This is a genomic window from Geomonas sp. (genome assembly GCF_056994735.1).
In genome coordinates, this window is sequence record NZ_JBXKJL010000333.1 from 1 (window position 1) to 19,289 (window position 19,289).

The window sequence follows — 19,289 nt, forward strand, 5'->3', positions numbered from 1 at the left end:
AAAATAGGTGTCAGCTCCTGCCTGTTGGGGGAGAAGGTGCGTTACGACGGGGGGCACAAGCACGACCGCTACATCACCGACGTGTTGGGGAATTTCTTCACCTTCGTTCCCGTCTGCCCAGAGGTCGACTGCGGCATGCCTGTCCCGCGTGAGGCGATGCGACTGGAAGGGGACCCCGGGCATCCCCGCCTGGTGACCAACAAGACCCGCATCGACAAGACCGACCAGATGCTGGAGTTTTGCCAAAGGAAGGTCAGGGCCCTGGAGGGGGAGGATCTGTGCGGGTTCATCTTCAAGAAGAACTCCCCCAGCTCCGGCCTTTTCCGGGTCAAGGTCTACGGCGACGGGATGCCGGCCAGATCCGGCAGCGGTCTTTTCGCCGCCGCGGTGGTCAGCCATTTCCCCCACCTGCCGGTCGAGGAGGAGGGGAGGCTCACCGACCCGGAACTTCGGGAGAACTTCTTGGAGCGGGTCTTCTGCTATCGGCGCTGGAAGGACCTGCTGCTGGATAAGCCGGACCTGGGCCGGCTGGTGGAGTTCCACTCCCGCCACAAGCTCCTGATGATGGCGCACAGCCCGGCGATCTATCGCGAGATGGGGAGCCTGGTGGCCCACGGGAGCGAGACGAGCCTTCCGGAGCTGCTGCGGCGCTACGAGGAGCTGTTCATGAAGGGGTTGGCACTGCACGCCACGGTCAAGAAGCAGACCAACGTGCTGCAGCACATCGTGGGCTACTTCAAGAAGCAGCTCTCCCCCTCCGAGAAGGAGGAACTCCTCGAGGTGATCCGCCAGTACCACGACCACCTGGTCCCCCTCATCGTGCCGGTCACCCTACTGAAGCACTACGTCAACAAGTACCGCCAGCAATACCTGCAGGACCAGGTCTACCTTTCTCCCCACCCCGGCGAACTCATGCTGCGCAATCACGTCTGACCTTTCCGCCCGCTCATTCTTTCCGCAAACGGCTGAACCGTTTCAGCCACGGAGACACGGAGAACTTCCGAGAAAGCAAATCGTGCCGGGCTTGTCGAAGCACGCATCCCTGGTCTTCTGCCCCGAAAGCCTCTCTTCCGGAGACACCACTTTATCATGATAGGGCCCCTGCGCCACAAGGGCGAGGCCGCGGCTCCAACCACTCATGCCGACAATGCATTTGACCTTTCACGATCAAGGGATAAAGTTATCTGAGTATCGAAGCCTGACCTATTCATTAGTGACGAGCCGTTAGTATGACGGGAGGCAGCGGTGAGAATCCTACTTTTATTCTTCGTGGTCATGGCGGCGGTCATGGCCGGCCCCGGCCCCGCAGCAGCGGAGGTCAGTATCAACATCGGCATCAGCCTGCCCCCGCCCATACCGTTCCGGGCGCCCCCCGACGTAATAGTGATACCCGACACCCCTGACGTTTATGTCGTGCCGGACGTCGACGCGGAACTCTTCTTCTGGAGCGGTTACTGGTGGCGCCTGTGGGACGGCCGCTGGTACCGCTCGCATTACTACGATCGCGGGTGGGGCTATTATGGGTATGTCCCGGAATTCTATTTCGGAGTCGATCCCTACTGGAGGAGACACTACCGGGAACACAACTGGTACGGGCACCGGTGGAACTATCAGAGGGTCCCGGCGCCACGGGTGGAACGGAACTGGCGGACGTGGCGCAACAACAGGTACTGGGAACGTGGCCGGAGCTGGAACGTCCAGGGTTACCGCCCGCAGCCCCCGCAACGGAGAGAGGAACTCAGGCGCGAGAGGGAGCTGCAATACCGGCAGAGGCCGGACGTTCAGAGGCACCAGCAGCCGGGGGCCCCACCGGGACGTGAGCCCCGCGGTGCCGAGCCTAGACCCCGTGTGGAGCAGAGACCGGAGCATCGCCCGCAGCCTGAGCATCGCCAGCCGCCGCAGGGGAGGGCACCGAGTCCCAGCAGGGAAGGGGGACGCCCCGGTGAGGCCCCTGCTCCGGGGGGACCGCCGAAAGCAGGGAGAGGACAGGAACCCGGCGGGCGCCCGCAGCAAGGTGAGCGGCCCGGTCGTGTCGAAGGACCTGGCCGCGGTGAGCGACAAGGCGAAGGTGGTGGGCGTGGTCCGGCGGAACCCCACGGCGGGCCCGGCGGTGAGCCTCGCGGAGGGCGGGGAGCAGGTGAAGGAGGCGACCGCGGACATGGAAGATAACGGCAGTCACCAAGGAGAATCCCCAATTGCTTCCTGATACCAGCGCCATCCGCAATATCGGCATCATCTCCCACATCGACGCCGGCAAGACCACGGTCTCCGAAAGGATCCTCTTTTACAGCGGCGAGACCCACAAGATGGGGGAAGTGCACGATGGCCAGGCGGTCATGGATTGGATGCCCCAGGAGCAGGAGAGGGGTATCACCATCACCGCCACCGCCACCACCTGCCGCTGGGGGGAGTACCGGCTCAATCTGATCGACACCCCGGGGCACATCGATTTCACCATCGAGGTGGAGCGGAGCGTGCGCGTTCTGGACGGGGCGGTGGCGATCTTCAGCGCCATGGAAGGGGTGCAGCCGCAGAGCGAACTGGTCTGGCGCCAGGCCGACCGCTACCGGGTGCCACGAGTCTGCTTCCTTAACAAGATGGACCGGCTGGGGGCCGACTATCGCCAGGCGCTGCGCCAGATCGCGGAGCGGCTCCGGGCCCGGCCGGTGCTCCTGCAGCTTCCCGTGGGGGAGGAGGCCGCCTTTTCGGGGGTGATTGACCTCCTGACCGAGGAGATGATCTCCTTCAGCGACCGCGACCTCGGAAAGAGCGTGGCGCGGGGGCCCATTCCTGCCGGGCTCGCCGCCGAGGTGCACGAGGCCCGCCAGAGAGTGGTGGAAGTAGCGGCCGATTTCGACGACGAGGTGATGGCGGAGTTCCTGGAGGGAAGACCGGTTCCCGCGGCGCCGCTCAGGAAGGCCCTGCGGCGCGGCACCCTGGCGTGCAAGATCTTCCCCGTGCTCCTCGGTTCGGCCCTGCGCAACAAGGGCGTCCAGCCGCTCCTCGATGCGGTCTGCCACTATCTCCCTTCCCCTCTCGATCTGCCGCCGCTGGTGGGGCACGACCTGAAGACGGGGGAGGATGTGGCGCTGAAATGCGACCCGGCGGCGCCGCTGCGCGCTCTGGCCTTCAAGGTGATGGCCGAGGAAGGGCGTCGGCTCACCTACCTCCGGATTTACAGCGGCAAGATCGCCGCCGGTGCCAACGTCTTCAACAGCAGCCGCAATTCCAATGAACGGATCCGGCATCTCTTCCACATGCACGCCCACAAGCGGGACGAGATCGGTGAGGCGGTGGCGGGGGACATCGTGGCCGCCACCGGTTGTCAGGTCACGCTGACCGGCGACACCCTCTGCGATGCCGCACAGCCGGTCGTGCTGGAGGGCCTCTCCGTGCCCGAGCCGGTGGTTTCGCTCGCGGTAGAGGCCAAAGGGTCGGGGGACCGGGAGCGGATGGCAACCGTGCTGGAGTACTTCCAGTGGGAGGATCCGACCTTCAAGGTGCACGAGGACCAGGAGACGGGACAGACCATACTGACCGGCATGGGGGAACTTCACCTGGAGATCATCGTTGACCGTCTGCGCAGGGAGTACGGCGTGCAGGTCAAGACGGGAAGGCCGCGGGTGGTCTACCGGGAAGCCCTGCGGCGGCAGGTGGTGCGGCGCGACGTCTTCCAGCGGGAAGGGGACCGCCGCCCCGAGTTCGCGGAGATCACGCTGCGGCTCACCCCCCTGCGGCGCGGAAGCGGGGTGGTCATCCTCCTCCCGGCGCCCGATCCGCCGCTCACCCCGGAGCTGCTGGCGGCCCTGGAAGAAAGCCTCCACGAGGGGTGCCTCGCCGGCTCCCTGACCGGCTATCCCCTCACGGATCTCGAGGTGCGGGTACAGGAGATTCCGACAGAGCCGGGTGGCCAGGCACCTTCCGAGCCGGCGCTTCGGGCCGTGGGACGCCGGGCCCTCGCGATGGCGGCCCGGGATGCGAAGCCGATGCTCCTTGAGCCGATCATGTCGCTGGATCTGGAGCTTCCGACCGAAAGCCTCGGGAAGGTGCTCGGTACCCTGCAGCAAAAGCGCGGCCGGGTGGAAGGGCTGGACAAGCGCGGCGAGCTCCAGGTGGTGCGGGCCACCGTTCCGCTGGCCGAAATGTTCGGCTACATGACCGACCTGCGGAGCGCCACCAAGGGGCGGGGGAGTTACACCATGGAGTTCCAGCGCTTCGACGAGGCCCCGCCGAAGGTCCAGGAGGAGTACGGACTGTAGTGATTGCGTCGATGGAGAGGGCATGACGGGCATAGGTGAAGTCATTGCGGCTGTCTCGCTGGAAGAGATCACCCGGCACGTCCGGTTCCTCGAGGGGGTCCGGCACCCGGTGACGGCGCCCGCGGCATTGCACAGGGCCGAGCACTACGTCAGGGAGGTGCTTGAAGGTCTCGGCTACCTCCTGACCGAGCACCGCTTCGCGGACGGCGACGGCTCCTTCGCCAACGTCATCGCCACTTCCACCGGAAAAGCCTGCCCGGAAAAGCGGGTGATGGCGGTGGCTCATTTCGACACGGTCGCCGCCTCACCGGGGGGGGATGACAACGCCAGCGGGGTGGCCGTGCTGCTGGAGCTGGCCAGGGTGCTGAAATCCTGCCACTTTCGAAAAAGCCTGCAGCTGGTCGGCATGAACCTCGAGGAATACCCCGGCCGCGATTATGTCGGCTCCGCGACGCGCGGCAGCCGGGCTCTGGCCGCCTACGCGAGAGAAAACGCCTGGGAGATCGACGCGGTGGTGGTCCTGGAATCGGTGGCCTACGCGGGTGACATGAAGCAGACGGCCCCCCCCGTGCCGATCCCTGTTCCCGAGAAGGGGGATTTCATTGCGGTGGTGGGAAACGAGAGGTCGGCCGATCTGACCCTGGCCTTTTCACGCGTCGTCGAGCGCTACGGGATCGCCTTGCCCCTCTTTCCCTTGGTGGTGCCGGCCAACGGGGAACCGCTTCCCGATACCAGGAGGTCCGACCATGCGCCTTTCTGGGACCAGGGCTACAGGGCCATCATGCTCACCGACACGGCGGACTTCCGCAACCCCCACTATCACCAGGCGACCGATACGCTCGACACCCTCAATCTGCCCTTCGCGGTCGAGGTATGCCGTGCCACTGCGGCGCTCCTCGCCGAACTCGCCGCTCCCTTCCCGTAGCGGGGTGAGGTCCACCTCATTGTCAAAAGCCCAACCTTTTGTAGAATCTACTGAGGCCGGCAACTCTCCCTTTCCTCATCGGTAGTATCCAGGCAGCTTTTTCAGCACCAGCGGATCGAGAAGGGGCTGTCAAATGACCCCAAAGTCCCATAGTACCTCTCCTGCCTCCTTCACCCCTGGTCCCGTCAACTCGACTACGACTACCTCCCGAGGTCAGTCCGCTTGCTTTCTTCAGCGAGCAGGCGCTCTCTCGTCTTCGGCAGGAGGAGCGATTGCACTTCTCCTGGTGCTGCTGGCGGCCGTGATCCTCCTTTCTCCGGCCACCGCAGCCTGCGCTGAAGGCAGGGAAGCCGCCGAGAACGATATCAGGGCCGCTTATCTCTACCACTTCGCCAAGTTCGTGGAGTGGCCGGTGGAGCCATCAGCGGCACCGCTTTCCATCTGCGTGATCGGCAAGTCCTCACCCTCCTTTGTCAACACGCTCGGTCAAATCTCGGGGCGGGTCGTCAGGAACAGGAGCATCGGGATCAGCTTCATCGGCCGGATCGAGGAGGCCCAGGCCTGCGACATCCTCTACGTGAGCGGTTCGGAGAGGGCGAGGCTGGAACATATCATCACCTCCGTCGCCACCCGTCCCATCCTTACCGTCAGCGATATCAGGGGATTCGTGGCGGCGGGGGGGATGATCGGTTTTATTTCGGGTAACGAGAAGCTGCGGTTCCAGATCAACCAGCGGGCCTCCCAGCGCTCGAATCTGAGGATCAGCGCCCAGTTGCTGAAACTTGCCACCTCGGTCGGGGAGTAGCCGATGGTCCACTGGGAGAAAATGATGGGCCGCCACCTGCGCGACTGCTCGATAAGAAGAAAGCTCATCTGGATCGCCCTCACGACCTGCGGCGCCGCCCTGATCACCTTCTCCGTCCTCTTTCTCCTGAGCGATGCCCTGAAGATCCGCAAGGAAATCAGGAAAAACCGCACCATCCTCGCCCAGATCATCGGTTCCAATACCGCCTCTTCGCTGGTCTTCAACGAACCCAAGTCGGCAGCCGAAACCCTGGCCGGACTGCGGAAGGATCCCAACGTTCGGGCCGCGTACGTGGTGAGCAGCGGCGGACGGGTCTTCGCCAAGTATCTCCGCCACGAGGGCGATCGTGCCTGGTCGAAGCTGCAGGGGGTGATCAGGGATGGCGTGGAGTATCTCGAGCCGGAAGAGGTAGTGGCACTGAGCAAGGCTACCGAGTCACGATACGACCCCGATATGGAACTCGATGTCGCCGTTCCGGTCTTCATTGACGGCCAGCGCGTCAGTACCGTCATCATCGAGTCCGACACCGACGAGTTGCTGGAGCGTATGAAGGGCTCCTTCGGCATGCTGACCCTCATCCTCCTTGGCGCCATGGTAATGGCCTACCTCATTTCAACCCGGCTGCAGAAGATCATCTCGGAGCCGGTGCTGCACCTGGCGCATACCATGAGAGAGGTCTCGGAGCGCCAATGCTATACCATCCGGGCCGGCTACAGTTCAAAGGACGAGCTGGGCGAGCTGATGAGGGGTTTCAACGGGATGCTGCACCAGATCGAGTCGCGGGATAAACTCCTGCTGCAGCAGCGCGACGAACTGGAGGAGAGGGTGTCGGAGCGGACCTCCGAGCTGACCAGGGCGAAGGAGGAGGCCGAGGCCGCGAGTCTGGCCAAGTCCCAGTTCCTGGCCAACATGAGCCACGAGATCCGGACCCCGATGAACGGCGTGCTGGGAATGGCGGAACTCCTCCTGAAGATCACCGGTGACCCCAAGGAGCGCCACTATGCCGAGACCATCTGCAAGTCGGCGGAATCGCTTCTCTGCATCATAAACGACATACTGGATTTCTCGAAGATCGAAGCCGGCAAGCTCGAGCTGGAGATCAGCCCCTTCGAGATCCGCCCGGTGGTGCACGACGTGGTCGAGCTCTTCGCCCAGAATGCGCAGCGCAAGAACATCGAGCTGGCCTGCATGATCCACAAGGATGTCCCCGAGGTGGTGGGCGGGGACCTCGGCCGGATCCGCCAGGTCCTCTCCAACCTGGTCGGTAACGCCGTCAAGTTCACCGAACACGGCGAGATTCTGCTGACCGTCCTGAGGGAAGAGGACTATGACGGCAGCTGCCTGATCCGCTTCGAGATCAGCGACAGCGGGATCGGCATCTCACCCCAGGCCTGCAGTCAGATCTTCAAGCGCTTCTCGCAGGCCGACAATTCCATGACCCGCCAGTTCGGCGGCACCGGCCTGGGGCTCACCATCGCCAAGCAGCTTACCGAGATGATGGGGGGCACCATCGGGGTCGACAGCACCGAGGGGGTGGGCTCGACCTTCTGGTTCACGGCAACGGTGCAGAAACAGACGCCGATCGAGAAGCCGTACGGCAAGAACTTGGAGCTGCTGCAGGGGGTGCATATCCTGGTGGTCGATGACAACGCAACCAACCTCAGCATTCTCAAGCACCAGCTGACCTCCTGGGGCGCCGGATGCGATACCGCCGGCAGCGGTGCCGAGGCGCTCGCGCTGATCCGGGCCTCGATCCGACAGACCCCCTACGACATCGCCATTCTGGACATGATGATGCCGGGCATGGACGGCTTCGAGCTGGCCCATGCCATCAGGAGCGAGACCGGCTACGACCAGATGCGGCTCCTGATGCTCACCTCCGTCGGGCAGTGGGGGGATGTGGAAAGGGCCTACAAGGAGGGTATCAGCAGATACCTGACCAAGCCGGTGCGCCAGTCGCTCCTCTACACCATGCTGGCCAACCTGCTAAGGCCGGAGGACGAGCAGGTGGACCAGCTGCCCGTGGCCGGGAAGGCAGCCGACGAGCCGCTGAGGGGGCGCATCGTGCTGGCGGAGGACAATCCTGTCAACCAGGAAGTGACTGTGGCGATGGTGGAGTCTTTCGGGTGTCGGATCGACCTGGCACAGAACGGCCAGGAGGCGATCGAGGCGTGGCAGAGTGGCGAGTACGATCTCATCCTCATGGACGGCCAGATGCCGGTAATGGACGGGTACCAGGCGACCAGGTTCATCCGGGAGTCGGAGGCTGCTTCCGGTCTCCAGCGCCACACGCCCATTGTTGCCCTCACCGGGCATGCCCAGCAGGACGACCGCGCGAAGTGTCTTGAGGCTGGGATGGACGATTACCTGGCCAAGCCGTTCACCACCTGCCAGCTTCGGTCGGTGGTGGCGGCCTGGCTCCCGAAGAGGGGAGGGGAGCGGACGGGGGTGCCGCCGTCGCCGGAAAGACCGGCGCAGCCGATCGAACCTGGTCCTCACCCGGCAGAGGTGATCTCGCACCGGATCCTGGACAACATCCGGACCCTGCAGGTCTCGGGGGAGCAGAACCTCATGGACAAGGTCATTGACAGCTACCTCTCCGACAGCACGAAGCTGCGGGAGTCCATGCGTCAGGGGCTGGCGGCAGGCGACCTGGAGGCGGTACAACGGGCGGCGCACACCCATAAATCGAGCAGCGCCATCGTGGGTGCGGTTTCGGTGAGCGAGCTGTGCGGCGAAATGGAGGCGCGTTGTCGAGCTGATAACCGCGAGGAGGCCGCCGAACTGCTGCAGCGGATAGATGCGGTCTCCGAAGCGGTCCAGGAAGAGCTGGTGAGAATCAGGGAGGCGAGTATGAACGAAGGTTCTGCCGGATAGCCCGGCCCCCTGTCACAGGGCTTCTTTGGCCTTCCTCCCTATGGTTTCGATCGGAACGGCAGCGGTCATCCTGGTGAAAGCGTGGTAAAGGGCGCTTCTTCTCTTCGCCATCACGCGCAGCAGTTCCTCCTTCCCCGGTCCCTCCTCGAGCCTCTCCCGCACCATTTCCCGGAAAACATCGATGTCGTGCAGTTTCCCCAGCAGATCCTGATATCCCTTCAAGGCGTCGTGCAGTTGCTGGAAGCCCCCTGTCATGGCGGGAGCGATGATCTCCAGCCGGTAGCGGAACTTCTTGATGGCTATCCTGAGCTGGTGCTGGCTCGCCTGGTCGTATTCGGTAAACGCTTTGGGGAGGAGCCCCAGGACGGGATTCAGTCTCGTGGCAATCGCCCCGGCAGCGAAGACGGTGAGGCCGACGAAGGGGTCGGCCTCCGTATTGTCGTAGAGTTTTGGCCGTTTGAGTGTCGAGGCAAGCTCTCCCTGAAGACCGTCCCAGTCAACGGCCGGCAGCTCCTTTTTCAGCTCGAGGTGCGCCTCTTCCCGCTCCCGCCGCAGTTCGGTCAGCAGGCGGTCCAATTCGTCGCGTGAGTGCCTGGTCTCCTCGTCCGTGAGCCCGGTAAAGAAGCGGACCGCTTCGTCGGCATTGCGCACCTCCCCGAGCATCCTGGTGAGCGTTTTCGCCTTCTTCATCAGCCGCTTGATCTTTTGCTTCGGGAAACAGGGGGAGAAGAGAGCGAGGCCCTCCCGCAGTCGCCTCGATGCGACCCGGAGGTCGTGGATATCATCCTCGTCAAAGGTCTCGATCACCTTTCCCGAGCGCGACAGGAACTCCTCTCCGTGCGTGACCAATAACGTACGGGCGGCAATCCAGAGAGGTGCTGAGCGAAGCTCCGGGTCCGGTTGAAATTCGGCCTTCATGCTGTTGCCGTTCTCTCTTTCAAGGGTGGTTATTTCCCCAGGTAGGTATAGCTCTGGAAGGTTTTCTCCAGCATCTCGAGGAACCGGCTGCTCTCCTCGATGGTGATCTGCCGGGCCTCCACGCCCTTTTCCAGGTGGTCCCGCACCAGCCTCACCATCTCGTTCAGGTCGTACTGCACGTAGTGCAGACTGCGCGCGATGGTATCGCCGTTTATCACCGTATCGATCTTGTAGCGGGCCTTCTTGCTGAAGGTGATGTGCACCGCGTTGGTGTCGCCGAAGAGGTTGTGCATGTCCCCCAGTATTTCCTGGTAGGCGCCGATCAGGAAGAACCCGAGATAATAGCTGTCGTCGCCGCCGACCCGATGCAAGGGAAGGTAGTCGGTCCGGCCATTTTCCCCGACGAAGCTTCTGATCTCGCCGTCGGAGTCACAGGTCAGATCGGCTATCGAGGCGATGACCTCAGGCTTCTCCTGCAACCGCTGCAGCGGCATGATGGGAAAGACCTGGTTGATGGCCCAGGAATCCGGCAGCGACTGGAAGATGGAGAAATTGGCGAAGCACGTCTGCCGCAGGTTCACCTGGAAATTCTGCAGTTCCTCCGGGACCGGCTTCACCTTGTCGAGCAGCTCCCTTATCTTCAGCAGGATGCGGGTGTAGACGGTCTCGGCAAGGGCCCGGTCGTTGAGGTTGAGATACCCGAGGTTGAAGAGGCTGGTAGCCTCCTGGATGAGCTGCACCGTGTCGTGATAGTCCTCGCGCAGCGAGTAGCGGTCGATGCTGTCGTGGATGTCGATCAGCTTCTGAACCGTGGACGACCGGCCCTCCGCCGGGGTGACCTCGGGGAGGGGCTGCTGCGTCACGGTGTTCAGCACGTTGGTGACCAGCATCGAGTAGTGGGCCACGGTGGCGCGTCCCGACTCCGAGATGATGTTGGGGCAGTCGACGCCGGCGGCTTCACAGATGTTCTTGATCTGGTAGATGATGTCGCTTGCGTACTCGTCCAGGGAGTAGTTGACGCTGGAGAAGTAACTCGACTTGGAGCCGTCGTAATCGACGCCCAGGCCGCCGCCTATGTCGAGGTAGCCAAGATTCAGCCCCAGCTTCTTCAGCTCGACGTAGATGCGGACCCCTTCAATCAGGGCGTTCTTGATCTTGTCGATCTTGGTGATCTGGCTGCCGATATGGAAGTGCAGCAGCCTGACGCTGTCCAGGAGGTTGTAATCCCTCAGCATCGCGATGGCGGTGATCAGCTCGAAGGCGCGCAACCCGAACTTCGATTCCTCACCCCCTGAGGTGGCCCACTTGCCGGTCCCTTTCGAGGAGAGCTTCACTCTCAGCCCGATCTTCGGCTGGCACTCGCTTTCCCGGCAAAAGGAGAGGATCTTCTCCAGTTCGAAAAGCTTCTCCACCACGATGGTGATGTCGTAGCCGACCCGGTTGGCGTGAAGGACCGTTTCGATGAATTCGTTGTCCTTGTAGCCATTGCAGATGATGGGGATGCGCTTTCCGCTGGAGAGGGAGATGGCAGCCAGGAGTTCAGGCTTCGATCCCACCTCGAGACCGAGCCCATACTTCTTCCCGAAGTTGGTGATCGCCTCCACCACCTGGCGCTGCTGGTTCACCTTGATGGGGTAGAAGGTCTGGTACCTGGCCGGATAGCTGTTCTGCTTGATGGCGCTCCTGAAGGCGGAGTTGATCGACTCGATCCGCCCTTGCAGGATGTCCATGAACCTGAGCAGGATCGGCGGGTTGATCTTCCTCTTGACCAGGTCGTCGATCAGCGGCCGCAGCTCGATCGAGTGGGCTGAATGCGGGGAGGGGTGGACGCAGAGATTTCCCTTCTTGTTGATCGAGAAAAAGCCGGCACCCCAGTTGTTGAGGTTATAGAGCCTGGCGGCGTCGTCTATCGTCCAGCGCACGATGACCTCCTGCCGGGGTGCGGGCCTGCCGGCAAGTTCAGTCGACCCGGCACGAGGGAATGCGCCGGGCCTGGCGTCGCCGGTTCAGAAGCTCTCTTTTGATGGGTGGCAGGTTCAGTGCGTCTTGTTGAGGGAGATGAGGAATTCCATGACTGCAAGCAGGTTGGCGAGCCTTTTAAAGAGTACATTTTTTTCCTGTACGTCGCGGGTTGCACCGAGCCTTTCCTTCAGAAGTTTGTACTGGTCGTAAACGAGGTCAAACGGGTTCATCTTCTTCAAAGCTGCTCTCCTTGTGTTTTATTTTTTATGAATGAAATATAATCATCACGCCCCCCTCTGTCAAGGCGAAATACCCCCCAGCGGTGCGATGCTGCCTTGCCGTTTCGACTGTTGCGCTGGCGCGGAAGGGTGATACTGAAGCTCCCCATGACATAGTGCCGGCGCCTTTGTCAGAATCCATGACTCCGCGTCGTTGAGCGCCGCTTGGACTCGATTTGGGGTTGCACGGGGTAGGTCTAAATGCTATATGTATTACCTTGAATGCCAATGATGAAATTGGCGCCACCCTCTCAAATCGGCTGCAAATTCTTTCCCTCCGGCACAGAAACGGGAATATCGGGGTCTGTGCCAGCAACTCCAGTACGATCCTCACTGCATACGAGGGTTTAGTCCAAAGGCTAGGCCCTCATTTAGTTTTCGAAATATTGCTACTGTTAAGGAGACGCTCTATGGGCGCAATTCTGGTTACTGGCGGAGCAGGTTACATCGGAAGTCACGTGGTCAGGCAGCTCTCGGAGGCGGGGCACGAGGTCGTCGTTTATGACAACCTCTCGACCGGTTCCGCGGATGCCCTCATTCACGGCGAGAGGCTGATCGTCGGCGATCTTGCCGATACCGCGAAACTCAACGGCGTCCTCAAGGAAACCGGGTGCAAGGCCGTGCTTCATTTCGCCGCGGCCATCATCGCGCCGGAATCGGTGCATCTGCCGTTGAAGTACTATTCCAACAACACCAGGAACACCCTCAACCTGCTGCAGGCGTGCGTCGAGCACGGGGTCGAGCGCTTCATCTTCTCCAGTACCGCGGCCGTCTACGGCATTCCGGAGGGGGGGGCCGCCGCCGAGACCAGCGCCACCGTCCCGATCAATCCCTACGGCACCTCGAAGCTGATGAGCGAATGGATGCTGCGCGATGCCGCCTTCGCCCATGGCTTCTCCTATGTCGCCCTGCGCTACTTCAACGTCGCCGGTGCCGACCCCAAGGCCAGGATGGGGCAGCGCACCCCGGACGCCACCCACCTGATCAAGGTCGCCTGCCAGGCCGCCCTCGGCATGCGTAACGGCGTCTCGATCTTCGGCACCGACTACGACACCATCGACGGCACCGGGGTCCGCGACTACATCCACGTCGAGGACCTGGCCTCGGCACACCTTTTCGCGCTCGACTACCTGGGGAAGGGGGGCGCCTCCAACGTCATCAACGTCGGCTACGGCCGGGGCGAGAGCGTCCGCGAGGTCATCGCAGTGGTGAAGGAGGTAAGCGGGGTGGACTTCCCGGTGCTCGAGGCGCCCCGGCGTCCGGGCGACCCGGCCAACCTGATCGCCGTGGCGGATAAAGTCCGCGACGTGCTCGGCTGGAGGCCAGCCTACGATGACCTGACCAAGATCATCACCGACGCCTGGCGCTGGGAAAAGCAGCTCTTCGAATCGAAATAGCGCAAAGATCCGCAGGAGGACCTAGTGATAAAGAGCATGACAGGTTATGGCAAGGGGGAGTCGCCCTACAACGGTGGCAGGATCACCGTCGAGGTCCGCTGCGTCAATCATCGCTACGGCGAGATTACCGTAAAGCTCCCCCGCGCCCTGATGCAGTTCGAGAACGAGATCAAGAAACGCACCGGGGAGATCCTAAGCCGCGGCAAGATCGACGTCTTCATCCAGGTGGAGGGGGGGATCTCGCTCGGGATGCCGTCAGCGAACCTGCCGCTGGCCCGCGGTTACTACAAGGCCTTCAACAGTATCCGCGAGGCCCTGGGGATCGGCGAGGAGGTCAGCCTGGCCATGATCGCCGCGCAGCGCGACGTGATAAGCGTGGCGGCCGAGACCGAGGTCGCCCTGGAGGTCATCCCGGCGGAGCTGACGGCCGCCCTGGAGGAAGCCCTGCGGCGGGTGGACGAGATGAGGACCTTCGAGGGGGAATCCCTGATGGCCGATTTCGTCAAGCGGCGGGAGAGCCTGAGCCAGCTGATAGCCCAGGTGGCGGGGCGGGCCCCCTCGGTGGTCTCTGAATACGCGGCCAGGCTCAAGGAGCGGATCACGGTCCTCTGCTCGGAAAGCTCGCTCCCCGAGGATCGGCTGGCCCTCGAGGTGGCGGTCCTGGCGGACAAGTGCGACATCACCGAGGAACTGGTGAGGCTGGAGAGTCACCTGCGCCAGTTCGACGAGACGCTACAGAGAAACGAGCCGGTCGGGCGCAAGCTGGACTTCCTGCTCCAGGAGATCAACCGCGAGGTCAACACCATCGGCTCCAAGGCCAACGATGCCCAGATAGCGTCCGTGGTGGTGGAACTGAAGGCCGAGCTGGAGAAGATCCGGGAGCAGGTGCAGAACATAGAGTAACGGTGGCCAGTGAGAGAGCGAGAGCAGGTGAACAGCATGAATCGTGAAGGTGTACTCTACGTCATATCGGCGCCGTCGGGCGCCGGCAAAACCACGCTGTGCAAGGAAATAATTGACATTTTTCCGAACTTGCGGCATTCTGTCAGCTACACGACGCGCACCCCCCGCAGTGGAGAGGTGCACGGGCGTGATTATTTTTTTGTAGGGCAGGAAGAATTTTCCCGGATGATCGAAGCCGGGGAGTTTGCCGAGTGGGCCGAGGTCCACGGCAACTTCTACGGCACCTCGTTGGCGACCCTCAAGGAGTGCCGCGCGCAGGGAATCGACCTGATCCTTGATATCGACTGTCAGGGTGCCCGCCAGCTCAAGGGACGGTTCGAAGGTGGCGTCTACATCTTCGTCCTTCCGCCCAGCATCGAGGAGCTGCGGCGCCGGCTCGACAACCGCTCCCTCGACACCGAGGAGGTCATCGAGCGCAGGATCAACAACGCCGCCGGCGAGATCAAGGAAGCCCGCTGGTACGACTACATCATCGTCAACGACAAGTTCGTCGTGGCGGTGGAGCAGCTGAAGAGCGTGTTGATCGCGGAGCAGTGCCGGACGGACCGCCTGCTGCAGTCCCTTTCCTCCACCTTCAATATCTGATTGGCGGCATCTGCAGCCGGACGTGCCTCCCCCGGGTCAGCATAAACGGCGCTTACCCAAATTGTCGGGCACGATTGGCCCTTCACGCCTCGACGGGTGGGTTGACGTTAATAAAATTCAAGTCCGAACAGTTCAAGGAGATACATATGGCCAGGGTTACCGTAGAAGATTGTCTTGAGAAAGTGGATAACCGCTTCCTCCTCGTGATGCTCGCCTCCAAGCGGGTGAAGCAGCTCTTCAAGGGTGCGAAGCCGCTCATCGACAACAGGGGCGCGAACAAGAATGTGGTGGTATCGCTGAGAGAAATCGCCGCGGGCAAGATCGGCTGCGAACTCGGCAAGAAGGGCCGTTCATAGATCGGAAGGGGGAGCTCCGCATGGCTCCCTTTTTTTACATTTCGGGGCTGGTGGCGAAGGGGATAGCCCCTGGGCCGTTGGCCCCTTCTTGTTCGTGGAAAGATAGACGCCAATGATACGACTGAACGACATACTTGAGAAGGTTGCCTCCTACAACCCCGGTTGCGACCTCGATCTCTTGAGAAAAGCCTACGTTTTCTGCGCCAAGGTGCACCAGGGGCAGACCCGGCTTTCCGGAGAGCCGTATCTGGTCCATCCGATGGAGGTGGCGGGGATCCTCGCCGACCTGCGCCTGGACGTGGCCTCGGTGGTGACGGGACTTTTGCACGATACCGTCGAGGACACCCTGACCACCCATGAGGAACTGGAGTCGCTCTTCGGCGCCGAGGTGGCGAGACTGGTCGACGGCGTCACCAAGATCGGCAAGATCCACTTCAAGACCAAGGAAGAGAGCCAGGCCGAGAACTTCCGCAAGATGCTTTTGGCCATGGCCAACGACATCCGGGTCATCCTGGTCAAGCTCGCCGACCGCCTGCACAACATGCGGACCCTGCAGTACCAGCCAGAGGCCAAGCAGCGCACCATCGCCAAGGAAACCCTGGACATCTACGCCCCCATCGCCAACCGTCTCGGTATTTCCTGGGTCAAGGGCGAACTGGAGGACCTCTCCTTCCGCTACCTGGAGCCGCAGCTCTACTACGACCTGGCCTCGAAGGTGGCCAAGAAGAAACAGGAGCGGGAAAGCTACGTCTCCACCGTCAAGGAGATCATCAAGAAGCAGCTGGAGGAGCACGGCATCAAGGGGGATGTCTCGGGGCGCTCCAAGCACCTCTACTCGATCTACCGCAAGATGCAGAGCCGCAACGTCGACATCGACGAGATCTACGACCTGGTCGCCATCAGGGTGTCCGTGGACGACATCAGGGAATGCTACGAGGTGCTGGGGATCATCCACTCCACCTGGAAGCCGATTCCCGGGCGTTTCAAGGACTACATCGCCATGCCCAAGGGGAACATGTACCAGTCGCTGCACACCACGGTGATCGGGCCCCTGGGCGAGAGGATGGAGGTGCAGATCCGGACCGCCGACATGCACCGCGTGGCGGAGTCCGGCATCGCCGCCCACTGGAGCTACAAGGAAGGGAAGGGGTACGACGAGAAGGAGGTCAGGCGCTTCACCTGGATCCGGCAGCTTCTGGAGTGGCAGCAGGAGCTCGACGACTCCAAGGAGTTCATGGATACCGTCAAGGTCGAGCTCTTCCCGGAGGACGTCTTCATCTTCACCCCGAAGGGAGACGTCAAGGGATTCCCGAAGGGATCGACCCCCATCGACTTCGCCTACAGCGTCCATACCGATGTCGGGCACCGCTGCGTCGGCGCCAAGGTGAACGGCAAGCTGGTCCCGTTGAAGTACGAGTTGAAGACCGGCGACATCGTCGAGGTCATCACCTCGCCGCACCACACCCCCAGCAAGGACTGGCTGAAGATCGTCAAGAGCTCGCGGGCGCGCAACAAGATCAGGGCCTGGGTCAAGACCGAGGAGCGGCTCCGGAGCATCCAGCTGGGCCGCGAGATCTGCGAGAAGGATTTCCGCCGCTACTCCCAGAACTTCAGCAAGTTCCAGAAGGGCGGTGACCTGAAGCGGGTGGCGATCGAGTTTGGCTTCCTCGCCGAGGACGACCTGATGGCGTCGGTGGGGTACGGCAAGCTCTCCAGCAACCAGATCCTCTCCAAGCTGATCCCGGCCGAAAAGCTGGAGGCCGCCCAGGAGCGGAAAGAGACCCGCATCGGCAAGGTGATCGAGCGGCTCAAGGGGAAATCGTCCAGCGCCATCCAGATCAACGGCGTCGAGGACGTGCTGGTCCGCTTCGGCAAGTGCTGCAACCCCCTTCCCGGCGACGAGATCACCGGCTTCATCACCCGCGGCCGGGGCGTGACCGTGCACACCGCCGACTGCCCCTTCGCACTCTCGCTCGAGCCGGAGCGCCGCATCGAAGTCGCCTGGAACAAAGGGAGAAAGAGTGCTCTGCCGGTCCGGATCAGGGTGGTCTGCAACGACGAGAAGGGGATCCTGGCCAACATCGCCACCGCCATCACCAACTGCGAGGCCAACATCTCCAGCGCCTCCATCCAGAGCACCGTCGACAAGAAGGGCGAGAACCTGTTCGAGGTTGACGTCACCGACCTCGACCACCTGAAGAAGGTCTTCGCCGCGGTCATGAAGGTGAAAGGGGTGCTGAAGGTGGAGAGGTTGAAAAGCTAGAGGCGTGAATGGCTAGAGGCGTGAATGGTGAATGGTGAATGGTGAATGGTGAATGGTGAATGGTGAATGGTGAATGGTGAATGGTGAATGGTGAGGGCCGCTGCCACCTGCAAGACGGCGCCCTTATGAAAACCCGTAGGAGCGCCCTCCCGGGCGCGAACATAGCGGCAGGAACGCCGATTTTCAGGAGGATGCCATGAATAAGGAAATCATCAGCACCGAGAACGCCCCCAAGGCGATCGGGCCGTATTCGCAGGGAGTCAAGGCGGGAGGTTTCGTCTTTTTCTCCGGCGCCATCGCCCTCGATCCGGTAACCGGCGAGATGCGCCAGGGCGGGGTCGAGGCCGAGACCGAACTGGTCATGAAGAATATCGAGGCGCTGCTGGCTGCGGCGGGACTGGGCTTCGGGGACGTGGTGAAAACGGTGATCTACCTGGCCAACATGGCGGACTTCGCGACCGTCAACGCCATCTACGGCCGCCACTTCACCGACAATCCGCCGGCTCGTTCGACGGTCGAGGTCAAGGGGCTGCCGCGCGGCGCACAGGTGGAGATCGAGATCACCGCTTACTGCGGGTAGGCTGAAGGCAAAAATAAAGCCGCTGGCGCGTTGAGCGCAGCGGCTTTAGGTTCTTTGCAGAAAGTCTTGACTAGAGGGCCTTCTGTACGTGTCCGGAGCGGATGCAGCGGGTGCAGACCTTGATGCTCCTGACGGTACCGTTCCTCACGGCCTTGATCTTCTGCAGATTCGGGCGCCAAATCTTGCTGGTTTTGTTGTTGGCGTGGCTGACGTTATTCCCGAAGCTAGGGCCTTTACCGCATATCTCGCATATTCTGGACATTTCTTTCTACCCTCCGGTGTTTACTGAAGTCGTAACTTATAGCAGATGAAGTGCAGCGATGCAAGTAAAAATCTAAGGCTCGGAGAGCCGAACTGTCTTTTACTGCCCCGCGATCATGAAGTCCCCTCTTACCTGGCGTAGGGGAGAATAATTACTCGCCCTTCAGCCGCCATATGGGATATTCTGCTACTCGTTCATATGGTGCAGCCTTACCGGCGTGTGACGCACCCCCTGCCAAGGGAGCTTAAAAGAGAAGGTGTGAATCATGAGTCTGTTAAAGGGACTGTTGTCCCTGCTGTTGTTATTGGTGCTGATCGTCGGCGTGCTCTTCGTCGATTTCGTCTACAAGACCTTCTCCCTTTCCCCGCGGGATGTCCAGGCCGATGCCATAGTCGTCCTCACCGGCGGACGCGGGCGTATAGAAGAAGGGGTCAGGCTTTTCCGGGGCGGACAGGGGCGGGTCCTTTTGCTGATCGGCGTCGACCCGTTGGTGAAGAAGAATGAGCTTTACCGGGGGGATCGCTCGGACAGGGTCTTCTTAGACAAGGCCTCACGCAACACCGTGGAAAACGCCATCTACGCCCGCGACCTCATCGTCAGGCACAAGATCACCTCGGTCAAGCTGATCACCTCCCGCTATCACATGAAGCGTGCCACCCTGATCTTCAGGAACGCCCTCGACAAGGACATCGCGATCTACCCGCATCCCGTCGATTCCAGGAACCTCAAGGAGGACTGGTGGAGTCATAGCGGCAGCTTCAAGCTCCTCTTCACCGAATTCTACAAGTACTGCGGTTTCCGCTTCTTCTTCCTCATCGCCCCGGGCGAACTGAGGCCGATCCCGGTGGGGGTGTAGATC

The 19,289-nt window shown here is 61.8% G+C and carries 17 protein-coding genes; 13 read left to right on the forward strand and 4 right to left on the reverse strand.

The genetic code is table 11. From position 1 onward, the window contains the following. From AC11W3_RS14380 to AC11W3_RS14405, 6 genes are all read left to right on the forward strand, one after another. Positions 1–933: YbgA family protein (locus AC11W3_RS14380; protein ID WP_484093225.1), on the forward strand; the 933-nt coding region annotated here is incomplete at its 5' end. A gap of 1,009 nt (positions 934–1,942) precedes the next feature. After that, entirely contained in the window at positions 1,943–2,206 is a 264-nt protein-coding gene (locus tag AC11W3_RS14385; protein ID WP_484093226.1) for a hypothetical protein, read from the forward strand. After that, on the forward strand, positions 2,196–4,259 hold the full coding sequence (gene fusA, locus AC11W3_RS14390; protein ID WP_484091334.1) for an elongation factor G: 2,064 nt from the start codon (positions 2,196–2,198) through the stop codon (positions 4,257–4,259). Before AC11W3_RS14385 ends, fusA begins: the two co-directional genes overlap by 11 nt. A 22-nt stretch (positions 4,260–4,281) precedes the next feature. Then, positions 4,282–5,184 carry a M28 family peptidase gene (locus AC11W3_RS14395; protein WP_484091335.1) on the forward strand — a complete coding sequence of 301 codons (903 nt, stop codon included), beginning with the start codon at positions 4,282–4,284 and terminating at the stop codon, positions 5,182–5,184. Between the two features lie 133 nt (positions 5,185–5,317). Next, the gene (locus tag AC11W3_RS14400) at positions 5,318–5,989 is read left to right on the forward strand and encodes a TOL_0243 family YfiR-like periplasmic protein (RefSeq protein ID WP_484093227.1); all 672 of its coding nucleotides are present in this window, start codon (positions 5,318–5,320) and stop codon (positions 5,987–5,989) included. Between the two features lie 24 nt (positions 5,990–6,013). Then, a complete protein-coding gene (locus AC11W3_RS14405; protein ID WP_484093228.1) occupies positions 6,014–8,866 on the forward strand; it encodes a response regulator in 2,853 nt (950 codons plus the stop codon). Positions 8,867–8,878: 12 nt separating this feature from the next. Here the strand turns inward: AC11W3_RS14405 and AC11W3_RS14410 are convergent, their stop codons facing one another. From AC11W3_RS14410 to AC11W3_RS14420, 3 genes are all read right to left on the reverse strand, one after another. After that, positions 8,879–9,784: a CHAD domain-containing protein gene (locus AC11W3_RS14410; protein WP_484091338.1), complete on the reverse strand. Its 906-nt coding sequence runs from the start codon at positions 9,782–9,784 to the stop codon at positions 8,879–8,881. Between the two features lie 29 nt (positions 9,785–9,813). Beyond that, positions 9,814–11,709 carry a biosynthetic arginine decarboxylase gene (speA, locus tag AC11W3_RS14415; RefSeq protein ID WP_484091372.1) on the reverse strand — a complete coding sequence of 632 codons (1,896 nt, stop codon included), beginning with the start codon at positions 11,707–11,709 and terminating at the stop codon, positions 9,814–9,816. Positions 11,710–11,820: 111 nt separating this feature from the next. Further along, the gene (locus AC11W3_RS14420) at positions 11,821–11,985 is read right to left on the reverse strand and encodes a hypothetical protein (RefSeq protein WP_484091373.1); all 165 of its coding nucleotides are present in this window, start codon (positions 11,983–11,985) and stop codon (positions 11,821–11,823) included. Positions 11,986–12,434: 449 nt separating this feature from the next. Between AC11W3_RS14420 and galE the strand changes: the two genes are divergently transcribed. The 6 genes from galE to AC11W3_RS14450 all read left to right on the forward strand — a co-directional run bounded on the left by galE (position 12,435) and on the right by AC11W3_RS14450 (position 18,168). Then, on the forward strand, positions 12,435–13,421 hold the full coding sequence (galE, locus tag AC11W3_RS14425) for a UDP-glucose 4-epimerase GalE (protein ID WP_484091339.1): 987 nt from the start codon (positions 12,435–12,437) through the stop codon (positions 13,419–13,421). A gap of 24 nt (positions 13,422–13,445) precedes the next feature. Continuing rightward, positions 13,446–14,324: a YicC/YloC family endoribonuclease gene (locus AC11W3_RS14430; protein WP_484093229.1), complete on the forward strand. Its 879-nt coding sequence runs from the start codon at positions 13,446–13,448 to the stop codon at positions 14,322–14,324. A 36-nt stretch (positions 14,325–14,360) separates the two neighbouring features. Continuing rightward, entirely contained in the window at positions 14,361–14,969 is a 609-nt protein-coding gene (gene gmk, locus AC11W3_RS14435; protein WP_484091341.1) for a guanylate kinase, read from the forward strand. 146 nt (positions 14,970–15,115) lie between these two features. Further along, on the forward strand, positions 15,116–15,325 hold the full coding sequence (gene rpoZ / locus AC11W3_RS14440) for a DNA-directed RNA polymerase subunit omega (RefSeq protein ID WP_484091342.1): 210 nt from the start codon (positions 15,116–15,118) through the stop codon (positions 15,323–15,325). A gap of 112 nt (positions 15,326–15,437) precedes the next feature. Further along, entirely contained in the window at positions 15,438–17,588 is a 2,151-nt protein-coding gene (locus tag AC11W3_RS14445) for a RelA/SpoT family protein (protein WP_484091343.1), read from the forward strand. Positions 17,589–17,784: 196 nt separating this feature from the next. Then, entirely contained in the window at positions 17,785–18,168 is a 384-nt protein-coding gene (locus tag AC11W3_RS14450; RefSeq protein ID WP_484091344.1) for a RidA family protein, read from the forward strand. A 70-nt stretch (positions 18,169–18,238) separates the two neighbouring features. Here AC11W3_RS14450 and rpmB read toward each other — a convergent pair whose 3' ends face one another. Next, on the reverse strand, positions 18,239–18,430 hold the full coding sequence (gene rpmB, locus AC11W3_RS14455) for a 50S ribosomal protein L28 (RefSeq protein ID WP_324081611.1): 192 nt from the start codon (positions 18,428–18,430) through the stop codon (positions 18,239–18,241). A 265-nt stretch (positions 18,431–18,695) separates the two neighbouring features. On the opposite strand from rpmB, the gene AC11W3_RS14460 reads away from it, so the two are divergent. Next, positions 18,696–19,286, forward strand: coding sequence for a YdcF family protein (locus AC11W3_RS14460; RefSeq protein ID WP_484091345.1), 591 nt, complete (start codon positions 18,696–18,698; stop codon positions 19,284–19,286). Positions 19,287–19,289: the final 3 nt, after the last annotated feature.